We start from the raw sequence: 19855 nt of genomic DNA on the forward strand, positions 1-19855 counted from the left end.
CGTCATCACCATCTTGTTCCAGAACAGATGCGTGATTGAGAGACGATTCGTGGAACCTTTTGACGTTTTCCGACATCAAGGCAGGTAGGAGAGCTGAGGCACCTCGAAGCAGTTCGTGGTCATGTCACCCGCTTGAGTGACCCACCCCGATCCGTCCTTCCAGTGCGCCACCGACAGGCAGGCGCGACGCGCCTTCGGGGGCTCGGGCAGCCGCTCATAAGTGACGGGCAGCAGCAGTCCGCGCGCGGCGAGCTCGACGCGTGCGTGGTCGTCGCCGGGCGGCAGCTGCCGCCCGGCCTGCGCACGCGCGCGGGCGTGGTGGTGTACGAACTGCGGCGGGGTGCCGTCGCGTTCGCCGGCGAGGCAGCCGAGCTCAGTCGAGGCTCTTGGCCGACGCCTTCGGGATGAGCAACATGGTGCCGGCGTTGAGGCGGTCGGAGTGGGCCCCGACCATCTGCTTGTTGGCCTTGTAGAGCGCGTGCCAGCCGCCCTCGACGCGGTACCGCGTGGCGATCGAGCTGAGGGTCTCGCCCGGCTTGACCACATGGACGCGGCCGTCGAGCTCGAGGACCTTGGAGCAGACCGGCCAGGCACGCCAGCCCTGGGTGCGCAGCACCTTCTCGGCGACAGCGATCTGTTCGGCGCGCGTCGCGAGGTCCGCGCGCGGGGCGTACCCGAGGCCGCCGTTCGCCTTCCAGGTGGACTGCCGGAACTGCAGCCCTCCGTAGTAGGCGTTGCCGCTGTTGATGTGCCAGCGCCCGCTGCTCTCGCACTCGGCGAGGCAGCCCCACGGCCACTGGTCCTTGACGCAGTCGTCCAGCTCGAGGATCAGGCGCCCGGGGCCGGGAGCCGGCGGGGGCGGGACGGCGGCCGCGGCCGCGGGGGCGAGCAGGACGGCGAACAGGGCGGCCGGCAGGGCCGCGAGACGGAAGCGGCGTGCGGGGCGCGTGCGGTTCACGGGCATGGGGCGCATCGCGTCACGCTAGGCACGCGAGCCCGCGCCCGCGGCGAGCCGCGCCATGCGCGGACCCGGCCCCACCCGGTCGGCCCCACCCGGTCGGCCCCACCCGGTCGGCCGCCTCCCGGCCCGCCGTAGGCACACTTTCGCCAGCGACTGTTTTCGGCCACCTGCTTCATTGCACGATTTCAGGATTTGTCGACCTGCAGGGATGGCGATCCGCCGCCCGCCTCTCCGGATCAATTTCCTTACGTGCAACGGGAGTTGAGGTGGAGAGATTGATTCCGGCCGCCGGTTCACGCCGTGCGTCGGATGGGTCGATTCCGTCCCCTTCCGGGCGTGACCCCCGGCACAGATCATCCGTTGTCTTCTTTATGAGCCGGGGGCCGCCCGGCCACATTCGACGCAGCAACACACCGAATCCGAGGAGCCACCCGTGCCGCGCATGCTCGACGTCAGCGACGACGTACGCGCCGAGATCGGCGACGCAGAAGCCGACCGGCTGCTCGCCGGAGAGAACGCCCCGGGCACGTACGACTGCACGTCCTGCCGTACTCCGGGCGATTCGGAACAGGAGCGCACCAGCACCGTCCTGTTCATCGGCGACGAGACCGCCGTCCTGGCCTTCGCCCACTCCACCTGCCTGCCCTCACAGGTCGTCCAGGTGTCCGAGGAGCAGCTGCAGGGAGCCGTACGTTCCATCGCCGGTGACGGCGGCGCCCCCGCCGCGGCGCAGTCCGTCCCCGCACAGGCCGTTCCGGAGCAGGCCGTGCTCGGCATGACCAGCGGGCTCGTCCTGATCTCCGGTGAGCTGCACCCCGCGCTCGTCGTCGAGCCGACCGGACCGATCGCCCGCCCCGGCGCGGCGGGCGGCATCGACGAGTTCCTGACCCTCCTCGTGGAGCAGGGCTTCACGCCGACCGCCCAGGTCAGCGAGGTGCCGCGGGTGCTGTACGGCTGGTCCGTGCTGCTTGCCATGGGCCAGCTGCACGCCGTCCTGCAGCCCGGCTCCATCGGTGCGGGTCAGGTCGCGTGGTGGCAGGCGCACCAGCCGCTGCACGTCACCGACAGCTGGCGCGCGGCGGCGAACAAGACGAACTCCGTCCTCGTCTTCGCCGCCCCGGCCGGCACGATCGGCCGCCAGCCCCGCGAGGACCTGCTCCGCGGCGCCCTCGACAAGGCCGCGGCGAACGGACTGCTCGTCGGCGCGACGATGCCCCTGGCAGGTACGTGACCCTCGGCCATGAACCGAGGTGACCGTGGGCCGGGCGCGCGCCCGGCCCACGGTCGTACCCGGCCCCGGACGCCGGCCCCTGCACCTCCGCGTGCGCCGCCCGCACCCACGTCGGCCTGCGAAAGCGCGAACCGGACCGCATCCGCGAGGGTGTGCGGGTCGTTGGCACCTACGTGCACGCATACGACCCCCCTCGCCGCCCGCACTATCCGACCCCGATCCCCGCCATGCGCGGGACGCATGAATCGGCGGGTGGCCGCTCGGCCACACCGATCTACGACGCCCTGTACTCGGAGTACCGCAGATCCTTCCGGGCTCTGCCGGGCGACCGCAGCGGCGAAGAGAACCTCTCGTTCTCCGCGTTCGGCTCGGGCCCCTACGCCGTGCACCACAGCGGCAGCGGTCGGCACAGCGCGTCGTACCACGAACCGCCGCAGGTCCACAGCACGCCGCCGGCCGGCTCCTGGCACACGAACGGGCGGCAGCACAGCACCGGGAGCAACCTCCCTGCCGCACTGCCGCCCGCTCCACGACGCGAGCGCTAGGCACCAAGTCCTGGGCGCCTGGCGCTAGTTCACTTCTTGCGGCCGCGCTTCTCGCGCACCCGGACCGAAATGTGGATCGGCGTCCCCTCGAAATCGAACTCCTCGCGGAGGCGCCGCTCCACGAACCGGCGGTAGCCGGCCTCGATGAAGCCGGAGGCGAAGAGCACGAACCGCGGCGGCTTCGTGCCGGCCTGCGTACCGAAGAGGATGCGGGGCTGCTTGCCGCCTCGGACCGGGTGCGGGTGCGAGGCCACCAGCTCACCCAGGAACGCGTTGAGCCGGCCCGTCGGAACGCGCGTCTCCCAGCCGTCGAGGGCCGTCTCGATCGCGGGGACGAGCTTCTCCATGTGGCGGCCGGTCGTCGCCGACACGTTCACCCGGGGCGCCCACGCGACCTGCGCGAGCTCCGTCTCGATCTCGCGCTCGAGGTAGTAGCGCCGCTCCTCGTCGAGCGTGTCCCACTTGTTGTACGCGACGACGATCGCGCGGCCCGCCTCGACGGCCATCGTCACGATGCGCTGGTCCTGGATCGAGATCGACTCGGACGCGTCGATCAGGATGACCGCGACCTCCGCCTTCTCGACGGCGGCGGCGGTGCGCAGGGACGCGTAGTAGTCGGCGCCCTGCTGGAGGTGGACCCGCTTGCGGATGCCCGCCGTGTCGACGAACTTCCAGGTCTTGCCGCCGAGCTCGATGAGCTCGTCGACCGGGTCGCGGGTGGTGCCCGCCAGCTCGTTCACGACGACGCGGTCCTCGTTCGCAACCTTGTTCAGGAGGGAGGACTTGCCGACGTTCGGGCGGCCGATGAGGGCGATGCGGCGGGGGCCGCCGATCGCGGTGCCGAAGGTCTGCGCCGGAGCATCGGGCAGCGCCTCGATGACGGCGTCCAGCATGTCGCCGGTGCCGCGGCCGTGCAGGGCCGACACCGGGTACGGCTCGCCGAGACCGAGGGACCACAGGGCGGTGGCGTCCGCCTCGCCGCTCGGCCCGTCCACCTTGTTGGCGCACAGCACGACCGGCTTGCCGGCCTTGCGCAGCAGCCGTACGACCGCCAGGTCGGTGTCGGTGGGACCGACCGTTGCGTCGACGACGAAGACGACGGCGTCGGCGGTCTCGATCGCGTACTCGGCCTGCGCGGCCACGGACGCGTCGATGCCGAGGACGTCCTGCTCCCAGCCGCCCGTGTCGACGAGCCGGAAACGGCGGCCCGCCCACTCGGCCTCGTACGAGACGCGGTCGCGGGTGACGCCCGGCTTGTCCTCGACGACGGCCTCGCGGCGGCCGATGATGCGGTTCACCAGGGTCGACTTGCCGACATTGGGGCGGCCGACGACGGCGAGTGCGGGCAGCGGGCCGTGGCCCGCCTCCTCGATCGCGCCCTCGACGTCCTCGATGTCGAAGCCCTCTACCGCGGCGAGCTCCATGAACTCCGCGTACTCCGCGTCGCCAAGGGCCCCGTGCTCGTGCTCGGCCGAGCCCTCCGGCTGGATCTGGTCGTTCATGAAGTCCGTACCTCGTCGTTCATCGTGGTGATCGGTGGACCGTCTGATCACTTACGGCGGTCCACTACTGAAAGTCTCGCTCAGTGCCCGGTGAGGCGCCTGGCGTTTTCCAGGTGGGCGGTGAGCCGCTCCTGGATGCGCACGGTCGCCTCGTCCAGCGCCTTGCGCGTACGCCGCCCGCTGCCGTCGCCCGCCGGGAACGGGTCCCCGAAGACGACGTCGACGCGGCTGCGCAGCGGCGGCAGCGCCTTTATCAGCCGGCCGCGCTTGTTCGTGCTTCCCAGGACCGCCACCGGCACGATCGGCGCCCCGCTGCGCACCGCGAAGTAGGCGAGGCCCGCCCGCAGGGAGGCGAAGTCGCCGCCCCCTCGGGTGCCCTCCGGGAAGATCCCGAGGACTCCGCCCTCGTCGAGCACGCTCAGCGCACGCGTGATCGCCGTACGGTCCGCCGTCGCGCGGTCCACCTCGACCTGGCCGATGGCGCCCAGGAACGTGCCGAGCGGGCCGATGAACGCTTCCTTCTTGATCAGGAAGTGCGTCGGCCTGGGCGCGACGCCCATGACCATCGGACCGTCGACGTTGTGCGCGTGATTGACGGCCAGGATCACCGGACCGGTCGCGGGGACCTTCCAGGCGCCGAGGACGCGGGGCTTCCACAGCCCGTACATGAGGCCGACCCCGATACGGCGGCCGACCTCCGCGCCTCTTTCCGAGGGGGAAGCCGCGGTCACTTCGCCGCCCGCTTCTCCCCGATGAGGGTGACCACGCACTCGATGACCTGCTGGAGCGTGAGCTCGGACGTGTCCACCTCGACGGCGTCGTCGGCCTTGGCCAGCGGGGACGTCTTACGGCTCGAGTCGGCGGCGTCCCGCTTGATCAGGGCCTCCTGGGTCGCCTTGACGTCGGCGCCCTTGAGCTCACCGCTGCGGCGGGCCGCACGGGCCTCCGGCGACGCGGTGAGGAAGATCTTCAGGTCGGCGTCGGGCAGGACGGTCGTACCGATGTCACGGCCCTCGACGACGATGCCCAGCTCGGCCGAGGCGGCGATGGAACGCTGCAGCTCGGTGATGCGGGCACGCACCTCGGGGACGGCGCTGACGGCGCTGACCTTCGAGGTGACCTCGGTGGTGCGGATGGGAGCGGCGACGTCGACGCCGTCGACCGTGATCGTCGGGTCGGACGGGTCGGTGCCGGAGACGATCTCGGCCTTGCCGACCACGGCGGCGACGGCCGTCGGGTCGGTCAGGTCTATGCCGTTGTTCACCATCCACCAGGTGATCGCCCGGTACTGGGCGCCGGTGTCCAGGTAGCTGAGCCCGAGCTGGGCGGCGACGGCCTTGGAGGTGCTCGACTTGCCCGTGCCGGAGGGGCCGTCGATGGCGACGATCACTGCTGCCGGGGCGGCGCTTGCGGCGGTTGCGACGGTTTCCACGGGGCTGCGGACACCTTTCTCAGTGCAGGGGACAGGGAGGCGGGGCGCAAAGGCGCCCCGCACAAGGTTACTGGCTCAAGCACCCTGCCCTTACAGCCCCTGAAGACAGGACCTACTGGCGCATCGCCCAGCCCCGGTCGCGCAGTGCCGCCGTCAGCTTCGGGGCCGCGGCCGGCTGGACCAGGAGCTGGACGAAGCCCGCCTGCTGGCCGGTCGCGTGCTCGATGCGGACGTCCTCCACGTTGACGCCCGCGGCGCCCGCGTCGGCGAAGATCCGGGCCAGCTCGCCGGGCTGGTCGGAGATGAGGACCGCCACGGTGTCGTACGCCGCCGGGGCCGCACCGTGCTTTCCGGGGACGCGGACCTGGCCCGCGTTCCCGCGGCGCAGGACTTCCTCGATGCCGGTGGCGCCCTCGCCGCGCTTCGCCTCGTCCGAGGACTGGAGGGAGCGCAGGGCGCTCACCGTCTCGTCGAGGTCGGCGGAGACCGCGGAGAGCAGGTCGGCGACCGGGCCGGGGTTCGCGGAGAGGATGTCGATCCACATGCGGGGGTCGGAGCCCGCGATGCGCGTCACGTCCCGGATGCCCTGACCGCACAGGCGTACGGCCGACTCCTCGGCGTGCTCCAGGCGGGCCGCGACCATGCTGGACACCAGGTGCGGCATGTGGGAGACGAGGGCGACGGCGCGGTCGTGGGCGTCCGCGTCCATGACGACGGGGACGGCCCGGCACAGCGCGACCAGCTCCAGCGCGAGGTTCAGGACCTCGGTGTCGGTGTCGCGGGTGGGCGTCAGCACCCAGGGGCGGCCCTCGAAGAGATCCGCGGTGGCCGCCAGGGGCCCGCTGCGCTCGCGGCCCGACATGGGGTGCGTACCGATGTAGGGGCTGAGGTCGAGGCCGAGCGCCTCCAGCTCGCGGCGCGGGCCGCCCTTGACGCTGGCGACGTCGAGGTATCCGCGGGCCACCCCGCGCCGCATCGCGTCGGCCAGGGTCGTCGCGACGTGCGCGGGCGGCACGGCCACCACACAGAGGTCTACGGGTCCCTCGGGCGCCTCGTCGGTGCCCGCGCCGAGCGCGGCGGCGGTGCGGGCCTGCGCCGGGTCGTGGTCGGCGAGGTGCACGTGCACACCGCGCGAGGCGAGCGCCTGGGCCGCGGAGGTGCCGATGAGGCCGGTGCCGATGACGAGGGCGGTTCTCACTGGGCGATGTCCTTGCGCAGGGCGGCGGCGGCGCCGAGGTACACGTGCGCGACCCCGGACTTCGGCAGCTCGGACTCGATATGGGCGAGGACGCGGACGACGCGCGGCAGCGCTCCCTCGATGTCGAGTTCCTGCGCGCAGATCAGCGGCACGTCGACGATGCCCAGCTTGCGGGCGGCGGCGGCCGGGAAGTCGGAGTGCAGATCGGGGGTGGCCGTGAACCAGATCGAGATCAGGTCGTCGGAGGTCAGCCCGTTCCGCTCGAGGATGGCGGTGAGCAGCTCGCTGACCTGCTCGTCCATGTGTCCGGCTTCGTCCCGTTCCAGTTGGACGGCGCCCCGGACCGCTCGTACCGCCACGGTGTCGCTCCTTGCTTGCGTACGTACAGCTGATGAGGTGCCAAGCCTAGTCAGCCCCGCAGACACCGGCGCGCGGCGCCCGCCTGCCGAGACGGACGCCGCGCACGGTGCGGTACATCAGAGCTTCCGGTCTCCGACCAGCCGGTCAGAACTTCTGCTCCTTGACCAGCTCGTCCAGCGAGAGGCCCGGCACCTCGCCCTCCGGGGTCAGTTTGTCGACGGCCGTGGGCAGGGCGCTCGCGATGTCGTTCGCCGCCTGGTCGGGGCTGACGCCCGACTCCGCCGCGACCTTCTGCAGCGTGGCGTCCGGCAGGGCCTCCTTGACCTGGTCCGGGGTCAGCTGCTCGTTCGAGCCGGTGCCGACCCAGGACTGCGCCTGCCCGCCGAGGCCCGACTTGGCGAGCGTCTCCAGGAGGCCGCCCAGCGGGTTGCCGCCCGCGGAGCCGCCCTGGCCCTGGGTGAAGGCCGCCAGGAGCGAGGTGAGGACCCCGCCGGCCGAGCCGCCCGCCTTGTCACCGAGGAGGCCGCTGAGCAGGCTTCCCAGATCGTTGTTACCTGCCATGGTCACGCCTTTCAGGACGTTCTCGGAGTCCTTCGGGGACTCACTTCTGGAGTCCGCAGACCCCTGCCAATGTGACCCGAACCACACCCTGTCGCCACTCGGGCGGCCCGGGCCGGCCCGCCCTCCGGAAGATCACGGACGCCTGAAATTCGCTCCGCTCCGGCCGGGCGCGGACCGTACGCTCCGTCCATGACAGAGGCCCTGGACCTGGTGCGCGACCACACGATCTACACCTGCGTGATGGGGTCGCGGGCGTTCGGCCTCGCCACGGACGGCAGCGACACCGACCGCCGGGGCGTGTTCGTGGCGCCCACGGCGCTGTTCTGGCGGTTCGAGAAGCCGCCGACGCACGCCGACGGTCCGGCGGACGAGCAGTTCTCCTGGGAACTGGAGCGCTTCTGCGAGCTCGCCCTGCGGGCCAATCCGAACATCCTGGAGTGCCTGCACTCGCCGCTCGTCGAGCACGTCACCGACACGGGCCGCGAACTGCTCGCCCTGCGCGAGGCCTTCCTGTCCCGACAGGTCCACGCCACGTTCACCGGATACGCGTTGGCCCAGCGCAAGAAGCTCGACGCCGATGTCCGCCAGTACGGCGCCCCGCGCTGGAAGCACGCGATGCATCTGCTGCGCCTCCTCACCTCCTGCCGCGACCTGCTCCGCACCGGCCGGCTGACCCTCGACGTCGGCGAGGACCGCGAGGCGCTCCTCTCGGTGAAGCGGGGCGAGGTTTCCTGGGACGACGTGGTGGCCCGGATGCAGCGTCTGGGCGGCGAGGCGGAGGAAGCCGCCGCCCGCACCCCGCTACCGGCCGAGCCGGACCGGGCGCGGGTGGCGGACTTCCTGTTCGGGGTGCGCCGGGCTTCAGCCCTTGAGTCGGAGCCGCAGCCCTACGCGCACTGAGCCCCCTCCTGAGGTTCGCCGAAGACGACGCACGGACCAGGCCCCCGTCCGGCACATCGTCGTCGATCACACGTCCCAGAGCGCCCCGAGCGACAGCAGGTCGCTGCGGTACTCGATCCGTTCCGACCAGTCTGCAGGCCACACCTCGTCGCCCAGGTACGCCCCGGCGAACGCCCCCGTGAGGCAGGCGATCGAGTCCGAGTCGCCCGAGGTACAGGCGGCGCGGCGCAGGGCGGTGACGGGTTCTTCGACGAAGAGCAGGAAGCAGAGCAGGCCCGTGGCGAGCGCCTCCTCGGCGATCCAGCCCGCCCCGGTGGCCAGGCACGGGTCGGTCTCCGGCGACGGCGAGCGCAGCGCCTCCTGAAGCCGTTCGAGCACGGCCAGGCAGTCGTCCCAGCCGCGCGCGATGAAGTGCTCCGGGCTCGGGTCGGCGGCGTGCGCCCACAGGTCGCCGAGCCACGGCGCGTGGTACTTCTGCCGGTTCTCGTACGCGTACGAGCGCAGCATCCCGACGAGTCCGGCCGGCTCGGCGCCCTGGGCGAGGAGGTGGACGGCATGCGCGGTGAGGTCGGACGCGGCGAGGGCCGTGGGGTGTCCGTGGGTGAGTCCGGACTGCAACTGGGCGGCGCCCGCGCGCTGTTCGTCACTGAGGCCGGGGACCAGGCCGACCGGCGCGACGCGCATGTTGGCGCCGCAGCCCTTGGACCCGATGCGGCTGGCCTCCTGCCAGGGCTTGCCGGTCTTGAGGAGGTAGCAGGCCTGGAGGCAGGTGTTGCCGGGGGCGCGGTTGTTCTCCGGCGACTGGTACCAGTCGATGAACTCCTCACGCACGGGCCGCGTCATGCCCATCGGCGCGAGCACGCCGCGGTCCATCGCGGTGCGCAGGCCGCGCCCCAGGGCGAGCGTCATCTGGGTGTCGTCGGTGACGATCGCGGGCTCGGGCAGGGCCATCTGCCGCCAGGGCCCGCACTTGGCGAGGATCGACGGCACGTCGTTGAACTCGGTCGGGAAGCCGAGCGCGTCCCCCAGGGCGAGCCCGACGAGGGAGCCGGTCGCCGCACGCTTCTTCATGAGGGTCGTCCTTCCGCGGGGGGCCTGAGCAGGGGCGGGTGCAGGGCGGTGGCGGGCCCTGCCTTGTAGAGCGCGGCGGGCTTGCCGCGGCCGCCGGTGAGCCGGGCGGCACCGTGCACCGGTTCGACGAAGCCGGGGGTGGCGAGGACCTTGCGCCGGAAGTTCGCGGGGTCGAGCCCGGCGCCCCACACCGCTTCGTAGACCCTCCGCAGCTCGCCGAGGGTGAACTCGGGCGGGCAGAAGGCCGTGGCCAGGCAGGTGTTCTCGATGCCGGCGCCGACGCGATCGTGCGCGTCGGTGAGGATCCGGTCGTGGTCGAAGGCGAGCGGGCCGTACGCGCCCGTGCGGTACGGCAGCCAGTCCGCGCGGGCGGCGTCACCGCCCCCGCGCACCTCGGGCGGGTCGGGCACGAGGGCCGCGAACGCGACGGAGACGACCCGCATCCGGGGGTCGCGGTCCGGGTCGCTGTAGGTGCGCAGCTGTTCCAGGTGCAGTCCGGTGACGTCGGACAGGCCGGTCTCCTCGGCCAGTTCGCGCGCCGCCGCCGTCTCCGCGGACTCGTCGGGCAGGACGAAACCGCCGGGCAGCGCCAGACGTCCCGCGTACGGGTCCTGCCCCCGCTCGACGAGCAGCACCCTCAGCGCGCCGTCCCGGATCGTGAAGACGGCCAGATCGACGGCGACGGCGAAGGGCTCGAAGGCGTACTTGTCATAGCCCTGCACGCACACCACCCCCCTCTCTTTATGGTCTCACCGACTATAAAGAGAGGGGGGTGGCACACACAAGAGCCAGGCCCCTGCCGGGGCCGGGTGCCCAGGTGCTTCTAGAGGTCGACGTCCTGCATCAGCATGCCGACCTCGGTGTTGGACAGGCGCCGCAGCCAGCCCGACTTCTGGTCGCCCAGCGCGATCGGCCCGAAGGACACCCGCACCAGCTTGTCGACCGGGAACCCGGCCTCCGCGAGCATGCGGCGCACGATGTGCTTGCGGCCCTCGTGCAGGGTGACCTCGACCAGGTAGTTCTTGCCGGTCTGCTCGACGACGCGGAAGTGGTCCGCCTTCGCGTACCCGTCCTCCAGCTGGATGCCGTCCTTGAGCTGCTTGCCCAGGTCGCGCGGGATCGGGCCCACGATGTGCGCGAGGTAGGTCTTCTTCACGCCGTACTTGGGATGGGTGAGGCGGTGGGCCAGCTCTCCGTGGTTGGTGAGCAGGATGATGCCCTCGGTCTCGGTGTCGAGCCGCCCGACGTGGAACAGCCGCGTCTCGCGGTTGTTCGTGTAGTCACCCAGGCACTGGCGGCCGTCGGGGTCCTCCATGGTGGAGACGACACCGGCCGGCTTGTTCAGCGCGAAGAACTGGTACGACTGGGTCGCCACGGTCAGACCGTCGACCTTGATCTCGTCGTTCTCGGTGTCGACGCGCAGCCCCTGCTCGAGCACGATCTGGCCGTTGACCTCGACCCGAGCCTGCTCGACGAGCTCCTCGCAGGCGCGCCGGGAGCCGTAACCGGCCCGCGCGAGCACCTTCTGGAGCCGCTCACCCTCCTGCTCGGCGCCCGGGAAGGTCTTGGGGGTCTTGATGTCCGGCCTGCCCGCGTAACGGTCGCGGTTGCGCTCCTCCTGCCGGGCGTCGTACTCCCGCGAGGTCCCCGGGGCGCCGCTGCGACCGCTGCCGCGGGCGCCGGTGCCCTGGGAGGCGCGGGGGCCGCCCTTGGCGCCGCCGCGCGCTGCCGCGCCCCGGCCCCTCTTCGGCGCGCCGCCGCCGTCGGCGGGGCTCACGTCGTAGCGCCGCTCCTCGGGACGCGGCTTGCTCGGCCGGCCCTGCTTGTCGTCCCGGTCGTTGCCGGCACCGCGGTAGTTCCCGCGACCGCCACCGCTGCTGCCGCCGCTGCCGCCGCGGCCACCACCGCTGCCGCCGCGACCGCCACCGCTGCTGCCGCCGCTGCCGCCGCGGCCACCACCGCTGCCGCCGCGACCGCCACCGCTGCTGCCGCGGCCGCCGCTGTTGCCACCACGGCTCCCGCCGTTGTTTCCGCTGCTGTTCCTGCCGCTGCTGCTGCTTCGCATCAAAAGTTCCGTCTAGTCGTCTGCGTCCTCGTAACCCGGCGCATCGGGTGCGTCCGGGTCGAACGACGGGACCCCTTCCTGCGTCTCGGCCTCGATCGCGTCCGCCTCCGGAAGGAAGGGCGCGAGTTCCGGGAGCTCGTCCAGGCCGCGCAGGCCCATCCGCTCCAGAAAGTAGTTCGTCGTCCTGTACAGGATCGCACTTGTTTCGGGTTCCGCGCCCGCCTCCTCGACGAGGCCCCTCTGGAGGAGGGTCCGCATCACGCCGTCACAGTTCACTCCGCGCACGGCGGAGACCCGCGATCGGCTCACCGGCTGGCGGTACGCGACGACCGCGAGGGTCTCCAGAGCCGCCTGCGTGAGCCGGGCCTGCTGCCCGTCGAGCACGAAGCGTTCGACCGCCGCCGCGTACTGCGGCCGGGTGTAGAACCGCCAGCCGCCCGCCACGAGCCTCAGCTCGAATCCGCGGCCCTGGACCGTGTACTCGTCCGCCAGGGCCCGCAAGGCGTCCGCCACGGCCCTGCGCGGCCGGTCCAGGACCTTCGCGAGGTGCTCCTCGGTCGCGGGCTCGTCGACGACCATCAGTACGGCCTCCAGGGCCGGCCCGAGATCCAGCTCGACGACCCGGTCGGCCCCGGCGACGGCTTCCTGCCCACTCGTGCCCGTCATGACTGCTTCTCCTCCACCCCGCCCCGCTCGGCCTTTGTCTCTTCACCGTCTTTGTCGGCCGGCTCGGGAGGCCTGTCGAACTCGTCCGTGACGGTCGGCTCCCCGTCGCTCTCCCCACCGGTCCAGCGCACGAGAAGCTCCCCGAGGGCCTCCTCCTGCTCCAGGCTGACGACCTTCTCCCGGTACAGCTCGAGGAGCGCCAGGAAGCGGGCCACGACCGTCAGGGTGTCGTCGGTGTCCTCCACCAGCACCCGGAAACTCGCCTCGCCCAGTTCCCGCAGCCGCGCCACTACGAGCCCGGCCTGCTCGCGCACGCTGACCAGCGGGGCGTGAATGTGGTCGACGTACACCTGGGGCTTCGGCCTGGGCTGCATCGCCTTCACGGCGAGCCGGGCGAATCCTTCCGCCCCGATGCTGATGACGACTTCCGGCAGCAGCTCGGCGTGGTGCGGCTCCAGACCGACGGTCCGCGGGTAACGCCGCGCCTCCTCGTCGAGCCGCTCGCTGAAGATGTCGGCGATCTTCTTGTACGCGCGGTACTGGAGCAGCCGGGCGAACAGGAGGTCACGCGCCTCGAGGAGCGCGAGGTCGGCCTCGTCCTCGACCTCGGCGGTCGGCAGCAGCCGGGCGGCCTTGAGATCGAGCAGCGTGGCGGCGACGACGAGGAACTCGGTGGTCTGGTCGAGATCCCACTCGGGCCCCATGGCGCGGATGTGCACCATGAACTCGTCGGTCACTTTGGAGAGCGCGACCTCGGTGACGTCCAGCTTGTGCCTGGAGATCAGTTGGAGGAGCAGATCGAAGGGCCCCTCGAAGTTGGCCAGCCGCACCTTGAACCGCCCGTCATCGGGCACAGGCTGCTCAAGTTCGGGTCCCGGGTCGGAGTCCGGCGGCTCCTGAGGCCCCGGATCCGGCACAGCCACGAGCTCTGCCGGCGCTCCAAGTTCTGGCTCAGGAACGAGCTCTGGCTCAGGAACGGCCTCCGCCTCGGGAACGAGCTCCGGCTCAGGGACGAGCTCCGGCTCAGGAACTACCCCCGGCCCCGGTAGGCGCGTCGCCCCCGGGCCCCGGCCCAGCGCGCGTCGCCGCGCGCCCCGGCCGGGCGTGGAGGAGTCGTCGTCGTTCGCGGGCATCAGGCGGACGTTACCGCTACCGCCCGCGCAGTCGGCGTACGAGAATGCTCGCGTCTCCGCGCGATTCCAGGTCGGCGAGCACCACGGCGACCGCTTCGCGGACGATGCGGCCGCGGTCCACGGCGAGCCCGTGCTCCCCGCGGAGCACGAGGCGCGCGTGCTCGAGGTCCATCAGCTCCTCGGCGGAGACGTACACCGTGATCTTCTCGTCGTGGCGCTCACGCCCGCTGGGCCGCCGGTTGGCGGCCGCCCGGGAACGCTTGCGCGACGACCCCGCGGGGGCAGAGCCTTCCTGCCCCTGCGGCGGGCGGCGCCCCGCGGGCTTGTCGCCCTCGGTGGCGCGGCTGCGGGACTCGCCCGACTCGTCGTCCGCCGCCGCGTGTTCGGCGCTCTCGCCGCCCGCGCCGCGCTGCTTCTCCTCGGCGGCGACGGCGTCGCTCTCACCCGCCGGTGCGGGCACCCGCGCCTCGCCGTTGGCCGGGCGCCTCGGGGAGGAGGCCTGGAGCCCCATTCCCCCGGTCGTACGGAACAGTTCGTCGGCCCCCGGCAGACTCACTCGGCGTGACACCGGGCGAGCACCTCCCTGGCGAGCTGGCGATAGGCGGCCGCGCCGACCGAGTTGGAGGCGTACGTCGTGATCGGCTCACCGGCGACTGTGGTCTCCGGGAAGCGCACGGTCCGGCCGATCACGGTGTGGTAGACGTGATCGTCGAACGCCTCGACCACGCGCGCGAGCACCTCACGGCTGTGCACCGTGCGGGAGTCGTACATCGTGGCGAGGATGCCGTCGAGCTCCAGGTCGGGGTTGAGCCGCTCCTGGACCTTCTCGATCGTCTCCGTGAGGAGCGCGACGCCGCGCAGCGCGAAGAACTCGCACTCGAGGGGCACGATCACCTTGTGAGCCGCCGTCAGGGCGTTCACGGTGAGCAGGCCGAGCGAGGGCTGACAGTCGATCACGATGTAGTCGTAGTCGGCCATCAGCGGCTTCAACGCCCGCTGGAGCGTTGACTCGCGCGCGACCTCGCTCACCAACTGCACCTCGGCGGCGGACAGGTCGATGTTGCTCGGCAGCAGGTCCATGTTCGGAACCGCGGTCTTCAGGAGGACCTCGTCCGCGGCCATGCCCCGCTCCATGAGCAGGTTGTAGACCGTCAGGTCGAGTTCCATCGGGTTCACGCCGAGACCGACCGAGAGCGCGCCCTGCGGGTCGAAGTCGACGAGCAGGACCCGGCGTCCGTACTCCGCGAGCGCGGCACCCAGGTTGATGGTCGACGTGGTCTTGCCGACGCCGCCCTTCTGGTTGCACATCGCGATGATCTTCGCGGGGCCGTGGTCGGTCAGCGGGCCTGGGATCGGGAAGTACGGGAGCGGGCGCCCGGTCGGGCCGACGCGCTCGCGGCGCTGACGGGCAGCGTCGGGCGCGAGCGTGGCCGCGTACTCGGGGTCCGGCTCGTACTCGGCGTCGGGGTCGTAGAAGTGCCCCTCGGGCAGTTCGTCGTAGTCGGCGAAGTGGGAGCGTTCGCCACTTCGGTCGCCGGCCATGGCGTTCACGTGATGGCCATCCATGCTCTGGGGTGCTGTCTGCGTCTGCAGGGGGCTGCTCTGACGGGCGGCAAAGGTACGGACCGCGACGGAGCCGACAGCCTCGAGCCCCGCGGGACCTTGCTCCCTCGCAACCGTTCCTGGTTGACCACCCCCGGGAGTAAATGTCGACTCATTCACAAGTCGTCTTACCTCCTTGGTGACCAGGAAACTTCTAGATAGGTCAGCGTGGCACCATGCCGACGGTTGGCGACTCTATGGCGTGTCACCGCTCCGCAGCAACACAATCCGCCGGACCCGGCCCGATGTGTCGGCAACGGAACACCCTTGTGTCAAGGGTGCACGGCGTCGGTTCGAAGCGTTTCGCGGGTGCGCGAATCGGTTAAAGGGTTACGTTCGAGGCGAGTTGACCAAGTCCGTATTGATGCCCAAGTGATACGCATACGGCCGGACCCCTCACAAGGTCCGGCCGCTGGCGTGAGATTGACGACTTCCGTTGACGAAAGTGGTCGAAGAGTCGTCGACGTCAGCCGAGCAGGGACTCCAGCTCGGTGTACTCGAGGCCGTGGGACTCGGCGACCTCACGGTAAACGACCTTGCCGTCATGGGTGTTGAGGCCCAGAGCGAGCGCCGGGTCGCGGCGCAGCGCCTCGACCCAGCCGCGGTTCGCGAGCTCGACGATGTACGGCAGCGTGGCGTTCGTCAGCGCGTACGTCGACGTGTTGGGCACGGCGCCGGGCATGTTGGCGACGCAGTAGAAGACCGAGTTGTGGACCGGGAAGGTCGGCTCGGCGTGCGTCGTCGGGTGCGAGTCCTCGAAGCAGCCGCCCTGGTCGATCGCGATGTCGACAAGGACACTTCCCGGCTTCATCCGGGAGACGAGCTCGTTGGTGACCAGCTTCGGGGCCTTGGCGCCCGGGATGAGGACGGCACCGATGACGAGGTCGGCCTCGAGGCACGCCTTCTCGAGCTCGAAGGCGTTGGAGACGACGGTCTGGATCTTCGTACCGAAGATCTTGTCGGCTTCCTTGAGCTTGTTGATGTCGCGGTCGAGCAGGGTCACGTGGAAGCCCATGCCGATGGCGATCTGCGCGGCGTTCCAGCCGGAGACGCCGCCGCCGATGACGACGGCCCTGGCGGCGAGCACGCCCGGGACACCGCCCGGCAGGACACCGCGGCCGCCGTTGGCGGCCATCAGGTGGTACGCGCCGACCTGCGGGGCCAGACGGCCCGCGACCTCGGACATCGGGGCGAGCAGCGGGAGCGCGCGGTTCGCGGTCTCGACCGTCTCGTAGGCGATGGCGGTGGTGCCGGACTCCAGGAGCGCGTCCGTGCACTCCTTGGAGGCGGCGAGGTGCAGGTAGGTGAAGAGCGTCTGGTCCTTGCGGAGGCGGTGGTACTCCTCCGCGATCGGCTCCTTGACCTTCAGGAGCAGGTCAGCGGTGGCCCAGACCTCGTCGGCGGTGCCGAGGATCTGCGCACCGGCCGAGACGTACTCGTCGTCCGTGATCGAGGAGCCGACACCGGCGTTCTGCTCGACGAAGACCTGGTGGCCGTTGCGCACGAGCTCGTGCACACCGGCGGGGGTGATGGCCACCCGGAACTCGTTGTTCTTGACCTCGCGGGGGATGCCGACCTTCATCGTCGATCACGGTCCTTGGCTCAGGGATTTCTCGGGCAATGCACTACATACCCGTGCGCTTGGGGGCGCACCGGGAAACGCCACGGAAGTACGCGGCGGAGCCAGTCTAATGAAGGATTTCTAGCTGTCTAGCCTTTCAAAGCATCAATCTTCTTTGGATGCACTACGGATTTCGTAGGCATCAGCACCCTGTTCTGGAGACATTCCTTCGATCGGTAGCTCCTCTCCCAGCATGCGCTCGGCCGCACCACGGTGCAGCTTCGCGGCCGCGGGGTCGCCGAGCCGGTCGAGCGTGTCGGCCAGGCGGAGCTGCAACGCGGCCTGCAGCCGCACGTCCTTGGCCTGGCGCGCCCACTCGACCGCTTCATGGCAGGTGCGCAGCGACTCCGCGGGCCGGCCCGAGTACTCCTGGACACGCGCCATCTCGCTCAACGCCCGCGCCTGAGCTGCGACATCGCCCTCCTTGCGGTAGCCGGCGGCGGCCGAGCGCCAGCTGCGCAGCGCGTCGCCGTAGCGGCCCGCGTAGGTGTTCACCGTGCCGATGCGGCCGTGCAGCCGCGCGGCGTCGGCGCGCTCGCCGCGGGTGAGCCGCTGGGCGAGGGCGCGTCCGTACCAGTCGGCGGCCCGGTGCCAGTCCCCCAGCTCCTGGTACGTGCCGCCTACGGATTCCATCGCGCGGCCGGTCGCGTACGGGTCCCTGGCTTCGCGTCCGGCGTCCAGAGCGGCCCGGTAGCGGGTGAGTGCCTCCCGGGTGCGGCCGGTCCGCGCGTCGAGGTCGGCGAGGTTCAGAAGGGCCGCGGCCTTCTCGCGGGGCAGGTTCCTGCGCTCGGCGACGTCGAGGACGAGGCGGTGGATGCCGTAGAGGTCGGAGGCGGCGGCCTCGGTGCCGACGTACGCGGCCAGGGCCCGCGTCAGGGCCGCCATCAGGCGCCTGGCCAGGGTGTCGAGCTCCCCGTCGGCGACGGCGAGGCGGGCGGCGGCCAGAAGCGCGGGCCGCCGGACCCGCAGCCACTCGGCGCCCGCCGCGGGGCTCGGGAAACGCAGGGCGCGGGGCAGCCCCGCGAGCTTCTTGCGGGCGGGCGAGCCGTCCGGTTCGGTGATCGCACGGCAGGACTGGAGCAGCCGCACCGTGCGCTCCAGCATCCGGGCGCGGGCGAGCTGCACCTCGCCGGGCCGGTCGTGGGTCTCGGTCAGGCCGCGCAGAAGCGGCATCAGGCAGCCGGGCACCTCGTACTGCGGCAACTCCGAGTCGATCCGCCCGACCAGGCCGAGCACGGTGAAGTCGTCGAGGGTGGTCTGCGCGGCGGAGACGGAGCAGCCGGCCAGCGCGGACGCGGTGTGCGGGTCGACGTGACCCTCGGGGGCGAGGGACAGGTAGCGCAGTATCCGGGCGGCGGGCACCGGCAGAGACGCGTAGGCGTGCTGGAAGACGCGGGCGAGCGCGGGCCCGTCGTCGGCCTGGGCGTGCAGCTGCTTGGCCAGGTCCGCCACGGCCTCCTTGGGGCGGACGGCGAGCCAGCCGCCTGCCAGCATCAGCGCCGCGGGCTGCGCCCCGCACTCCTCGACGAGGGACTCCGCGGAGCGCGGGTCGACGGTGATGCGGACCGATCCGGTGTGCCGGCCGAGCAACTCCAGGGCGGATTTCGTGTCGAGGCCGCCGAGTGTGCAGGGCCGCACGTCGGAGATTCCGGTCAGTGGCCCCTCGGACACGGCGACGACCAGGCAGTCGGGGGTTTCGGGGAGCAGCGGGTCGACCTGTTCGGCGTCCGCCGCGTCGTCGAGGAACAGCACGTACCTGCGGACGGAGAGCCCTTCGCGCAGCCGTTCGGCGAGGTCGTCCTCGTCCTCGCCGGGGGGCGCCGGCAGATCGAGAGTGTCGAGGAGTTCGCGGGCGGTGCGTTCGGTGGGGACGCGGGTGCCGTCCGGGGCGGTGAGGCGGGTCCGCAGGATGCCGTCCGGGTAGTCGGCGGCGACCTGGCCCAGGAGTTCCTCGGCGAGCGCGGTGCGACCGGATCCCGGGCGGCCCGCGATGAGCAGGACGCGCGCGCGTGGCGCTTTGCGCCCGGCGATCGTGTCGAGTCCCGCGCGCTCGATATCGGCGCGCAGTTCCTTCAACTCACGGCTGCGGCCCAGGAACTGACTGTCCTTCAGTCCGTCCTTCGGTTCGACCGCCTGATCCGTCACGGGCCACGCTCCGTCCACCTGCGCCGAACCCGCCGGGGTTCGGGCGGGACGCTTTCAGAGCCTAGTTCAGGCGGAACGGCGTTCCCTGACGGGCGGCGCGGGGATGTCCCTCAATCGGATCAGCGGATGGTGTGACCGGAGGGGCCGATGGGAATCAGCCCCTCCGGTGCACAGCCCGTACCTACGCCTCGAACGGCCGGGCGGGCCAGGGCGCCTCGGCCGGCCGCAGCGACTCCACGCCGCCACCGGCCCGCACGGCGGTCAGCGCGAGCGCTCCCACCACCAGGCAGTTGTTGTGCAGCTCGCCGGCCAGCACACCGCGTACGAGCTCCTCCAGGGGGACGCGGGCCAGCTCCATGTCGGCCTCCTCGTCCTCCACCTCGAAGCGCTCACCCTCCGCCTCGGACAGGTCGCGGGCCAGGAAGATGCGGACGGCCTCGGAGCAGCCGCCAGGGGTCGTGTAGACGTCGGTGAGGACGCGCCAGTCCTCCGCCTTGACGTGCGCCTCCTCGTAGAGCTCGCGCTGGGCCGCGTGCAGCGGGTTCTCGCCGGGGATGTCGAGGAGTCCGGCCGGGATCTCCCAGAGCTTGTGCCGCACGGGGTGGCGGTACTGCTTGAGGATCAGGACGCGGCCCTGGTCGTCGAGGGCGAGGACGGCGACGGAGCCGGGGTGGACCTGGTAGTCGCGGCGAACGACCGAGCCGTCGGGCATGACCACGTCGTCGGTGCGCACAGAGGTCTTGTTCCCGACGAAGGGGGTCTCGGTCGCCCGGACCTCCCACTCCTCGGCGGTGTCCTTGATCGTCGTCATGTCGACAGGTCCTCCTACGCGCATAAAAAGAAACCGGGGCAACAGAAACCG

Annotated in this window: 20 protein-coding genes and 1 pseudogene; 3 read left to right on the forward strand and 18 right to left on the reverse strand. The window is 71.4% G+C overall.

What is annotated here, in order from left to right:
- Window positions 1-75: 75 nt before the first annotated feature.
- Window positions 76-246 (reverse strand): annotated as a pseudogene (locus ACWFR4_RS11785) (ABC transporter substrate-binding protein); the annotation flags it as partial.
- Window positions 247-373: 127 nt separating this feature from the next.
- Window positions 374-973, reverse strand: coding sequence for a transglycosylase family protein (locus ACWFR4_RS11790; RefSeq protein ID WP_453468562.1), 600 nt, complete (start codon window positions 971-973; stop codon window positions 374-376).
- A 421-nt stretch (window positions 974-1394) separates the two neighbouring features.
- On the opposite strand from ACWFR4_RS11790, the gene ACWFR4_RS11795 reads away from it, so the two are divergent.
- Both ACWFR4_RS11795 and ACWFR4_RS11800 read left to right on the forward strand, forming a co-directional pair.
- Complete coding sequence (locus tag ACWFR4_RS11795; protein WP_453468563.1) at window positions 1395-2192, forward strand: hypothetical protein; 798 nt, start codon at window positions 1395-1397, stop codon at window positions 2190-2192.
- A gap of 227 nt (window positions 2193-2419) precedes the next feature.
- Entirely contained in the window at window positions 2420-2737 is a 318-nt protein-coding gene (locus ACWFR4_RS11800) for a hypothetical protein (protein WP_453468327.1), read from the forward strand.
- Between the two features lie 29 nt (window positions 2738-2766).
- On the opposite strand, the gene der is transcribed toward ACWFR4_RS11800, so the two are convergent.
- The 6 genes from der to ACWFR4_RS11830 form a co-directional block, all read right to left on the reverse strand.
- Window positions 2767-4239, reverse strand: a complete 1473-nt coding sequence (gene der / locus ACWFR4_RS11805) for a ribosome biogenesis GTPase Der (RefSeq protein ID WP_453468326.1) — start codon at window positions 4237-4239, stop codon at window positions 2767-2769.
- 80 nt (window positions 4240-4319) lie between these two features.
- On the reverse strand, window positions 4320-4907 hold the full coding sequence (locus tag ACWFR4_RS11810; protein WP_453468329.1) for a lysophospholipid acyltransferase family protein: 588 nt from the start codon (window positions 4905-4907) through the stop codon (window positions 4320-4322).
- A 59-nt stretch (window positions 4908-4966) separates the two neighbouring features.
- A complete protein-coding gene (gene cmk / locus ACWFR4_RS11815; RefSeq protein ID WP_453468325.1) occupies window positions 4967-5671 on the reverse strand; it encodes a (d)CMP kinase in 705 nt (234 codons plus the stop codon).
- 112 nt (window positions 5672-5783) lie between these two features.
- Window positions 5784-6869: a prephenate dehydrogenase gene (locus ACWFR4_RS11820; protein ID WP_453468324.1), complete on the reverse strand. Its 1086-nt coding sequence runs from the start codon at window positions 6867-6869 to the stop codon at window positions 5784-5786.
- A complete protein-coding gene (gene aroH, locus ACWFR4_RS11825; RefSeq protein ID WP_116502899.1) occupies window positions 6866-7228 on the reverse strand; it encodes a chorismate mutase in 363 nt (120 codons plus the stop codon). Before aroH ends, ACWFR4_RS11820 begins: the two co-directional genes overlap by 4 nt.
- A 145-nt stretch (window positions 7229-7373) precedes the next feature.
- Complete coding sequence (locus ACWFR4_RS11830; protein WP_453468323.1) at window positions 7374-7790, reverse strand: YidB family protein; 417 nt, start codon at window positions 7788-7790, stop codon at window positions 7374-7376.
- 189 nt (window positions 7791-7979) lie between these two features.
- Here ACWFR4_RS11830 and ACWFR4_RS11835 point away from each other — a divergent pair, with 189 nt between their 5' ends.
- A complete protein-coding gene (locus ACWFR4_RS11835; RefSeq protein ID WP_453652129.1) occupies window positions 7980-8690 on the forward strand; it encodes a nucleotidyltransferase domain-containing protein in 711 nt (236 codons plus the stop codon).
- Between the two features lie 66 nt (window positions 8691-8756).
- On the opposite strand, the gene ACWFR4_RS11840 is transcribed toward ACWFR4_RS11835, so the two are convergent.
- From ACWFR4_RS11840 to ACWFR4_RS11885, 10 genes are all read right to left on the reverse strand, one after another.
- A complete protein-coding gene (locus tag ACWFR4_RS11840; protein WP_453652131.1) occupies window positions 8757-9761 on the reverse strand; it encodes an ADP-ribosylglycohydrolase family protein in 1005 nt (334 codons plus the stop codon).
- On the reverse strand, window positions 9758-10489 hold the full coding sequence (locus tag ACWFR4_RS11845) for an NUDIX domain-containing protein (RefSeq protein ID WP_453468328.1): 732 nt from the start codon (window positions 10487-10489) through the stop codon (window positions 9758-9760). The genes ACWFR4_RS11840 and ACWFR4_RS11845 overlap by 4 nt, the downstream gene beginning before the upstream one ends.
- Before the next feature lie 95 nt (window positions 10490-10584).
- Window positions 10585-11826 (reverse strand): pseudouridine synthase, encoded by a 1242-nt coding sequence (locus tag ACWFR4_RS11850; protein ID WP_453652133.1) that lies wholly within the window; start codon window positions 11824-11826, stop codon window positions 10585-10587.
- 12 nt (window positions 11827-11838) lie between these two features.
- On the reverse strand, window positions 11839-12492 hold the full coding sequence (gene scpB / locus ACWFR4_RS11855; RefSeq protein WP_453652135.1) for an SMC-Scp complex subunit ScpB: 654 nt from the start codon (window positions 12490-12492) through the stop codon (window positions 11839-11841).
- Window positions 12489-13625 carry a segregation and condensation protein A gene (locus ACWFR4_RS11860; RefSeq protein ID WP_453652137.1) on the reverse strand — a complete coding sequence of 379 codons (1137 nt, stop codon included), beginning with the start codon at window positions 13623-13625 and terminating at the stop codon, window positions 12489-12491. The genes scpB and ACWFR4_RS11860 overlap by 4 nt, the downstream gene beginning before the upstream one ends.
- A 16-nt stretch (window positions 13626-13641) precedes the next feature.
- Window positions 13642-14193 carry a hypothetical protein gene (locus ACWFR4_RS11865; protein WP_453652139.1) on the reverse strand — a complete coding sequence of 184 codons (552 nt, stop codon included), beginning with the start codon at window positions 14191-14193 and terminating at the stop codon, window positions 13642-13644.
- A complete protein-coding gene (locus ACWFR4_RS11870) occupies window positions 14178-15347 on the reverse strand; it encodes a ParA family protein (protein WP_116502892.1) in 1170 nt (389 codons plus the stop codon). The genes ACWFR4_RS11865 and ACWFR4_RS11870 overlap by 16 nt, the downstream gene beginning before the upstream one ends.
- A 346-nt stretch (window positions 15348-15693) precedes the next feature.
- On the reverse strand, window positions 15694-16809 hold the full coding sequence (gene ald, locus ACWFR4_RS11875) for an alanine dehydrogenase (RefSeq protein WP_383003600.1): 1116 nt from the start codon (window positions 16807-16809) through the stop codon (window positions 15694-15696).
- A gap of 144 nt (window positions 16810-16953) precedes the next feature.
- Window positions 16954-18993 carry a tetratricopeptide repeat protein gene (locus tag ACWFR4_RS11880; RefSeq protein ID WP_453652141.1) on the reverse strand — a complete coding sequence of 680 codons (2040 nt, stop codon included), beginning with the start codon at window positions 18991-18993 and terminating at the stop codon, window positions 16954-16956.
- A gap of 181 nt (window positions 18994-19174) precedes the next feature.
- Complete coding sequence (locus tag ACWFR4_RS11885; RefSeq protein ID WP_453468214.1) at window positions 19175-19804, reverse strand: NUDIX domain-containing protein; 630 nt, start codon at window positions 19802-19804, stop codon at window positions 19175-19177.
- Between the last annotated feature and the right edge of the window lie 51 nt (window positions 19805-19855).

The sequence above is a fragment of the Streptomyces sp. NPDC055140 genome (genome assembly GCF_053607285.1).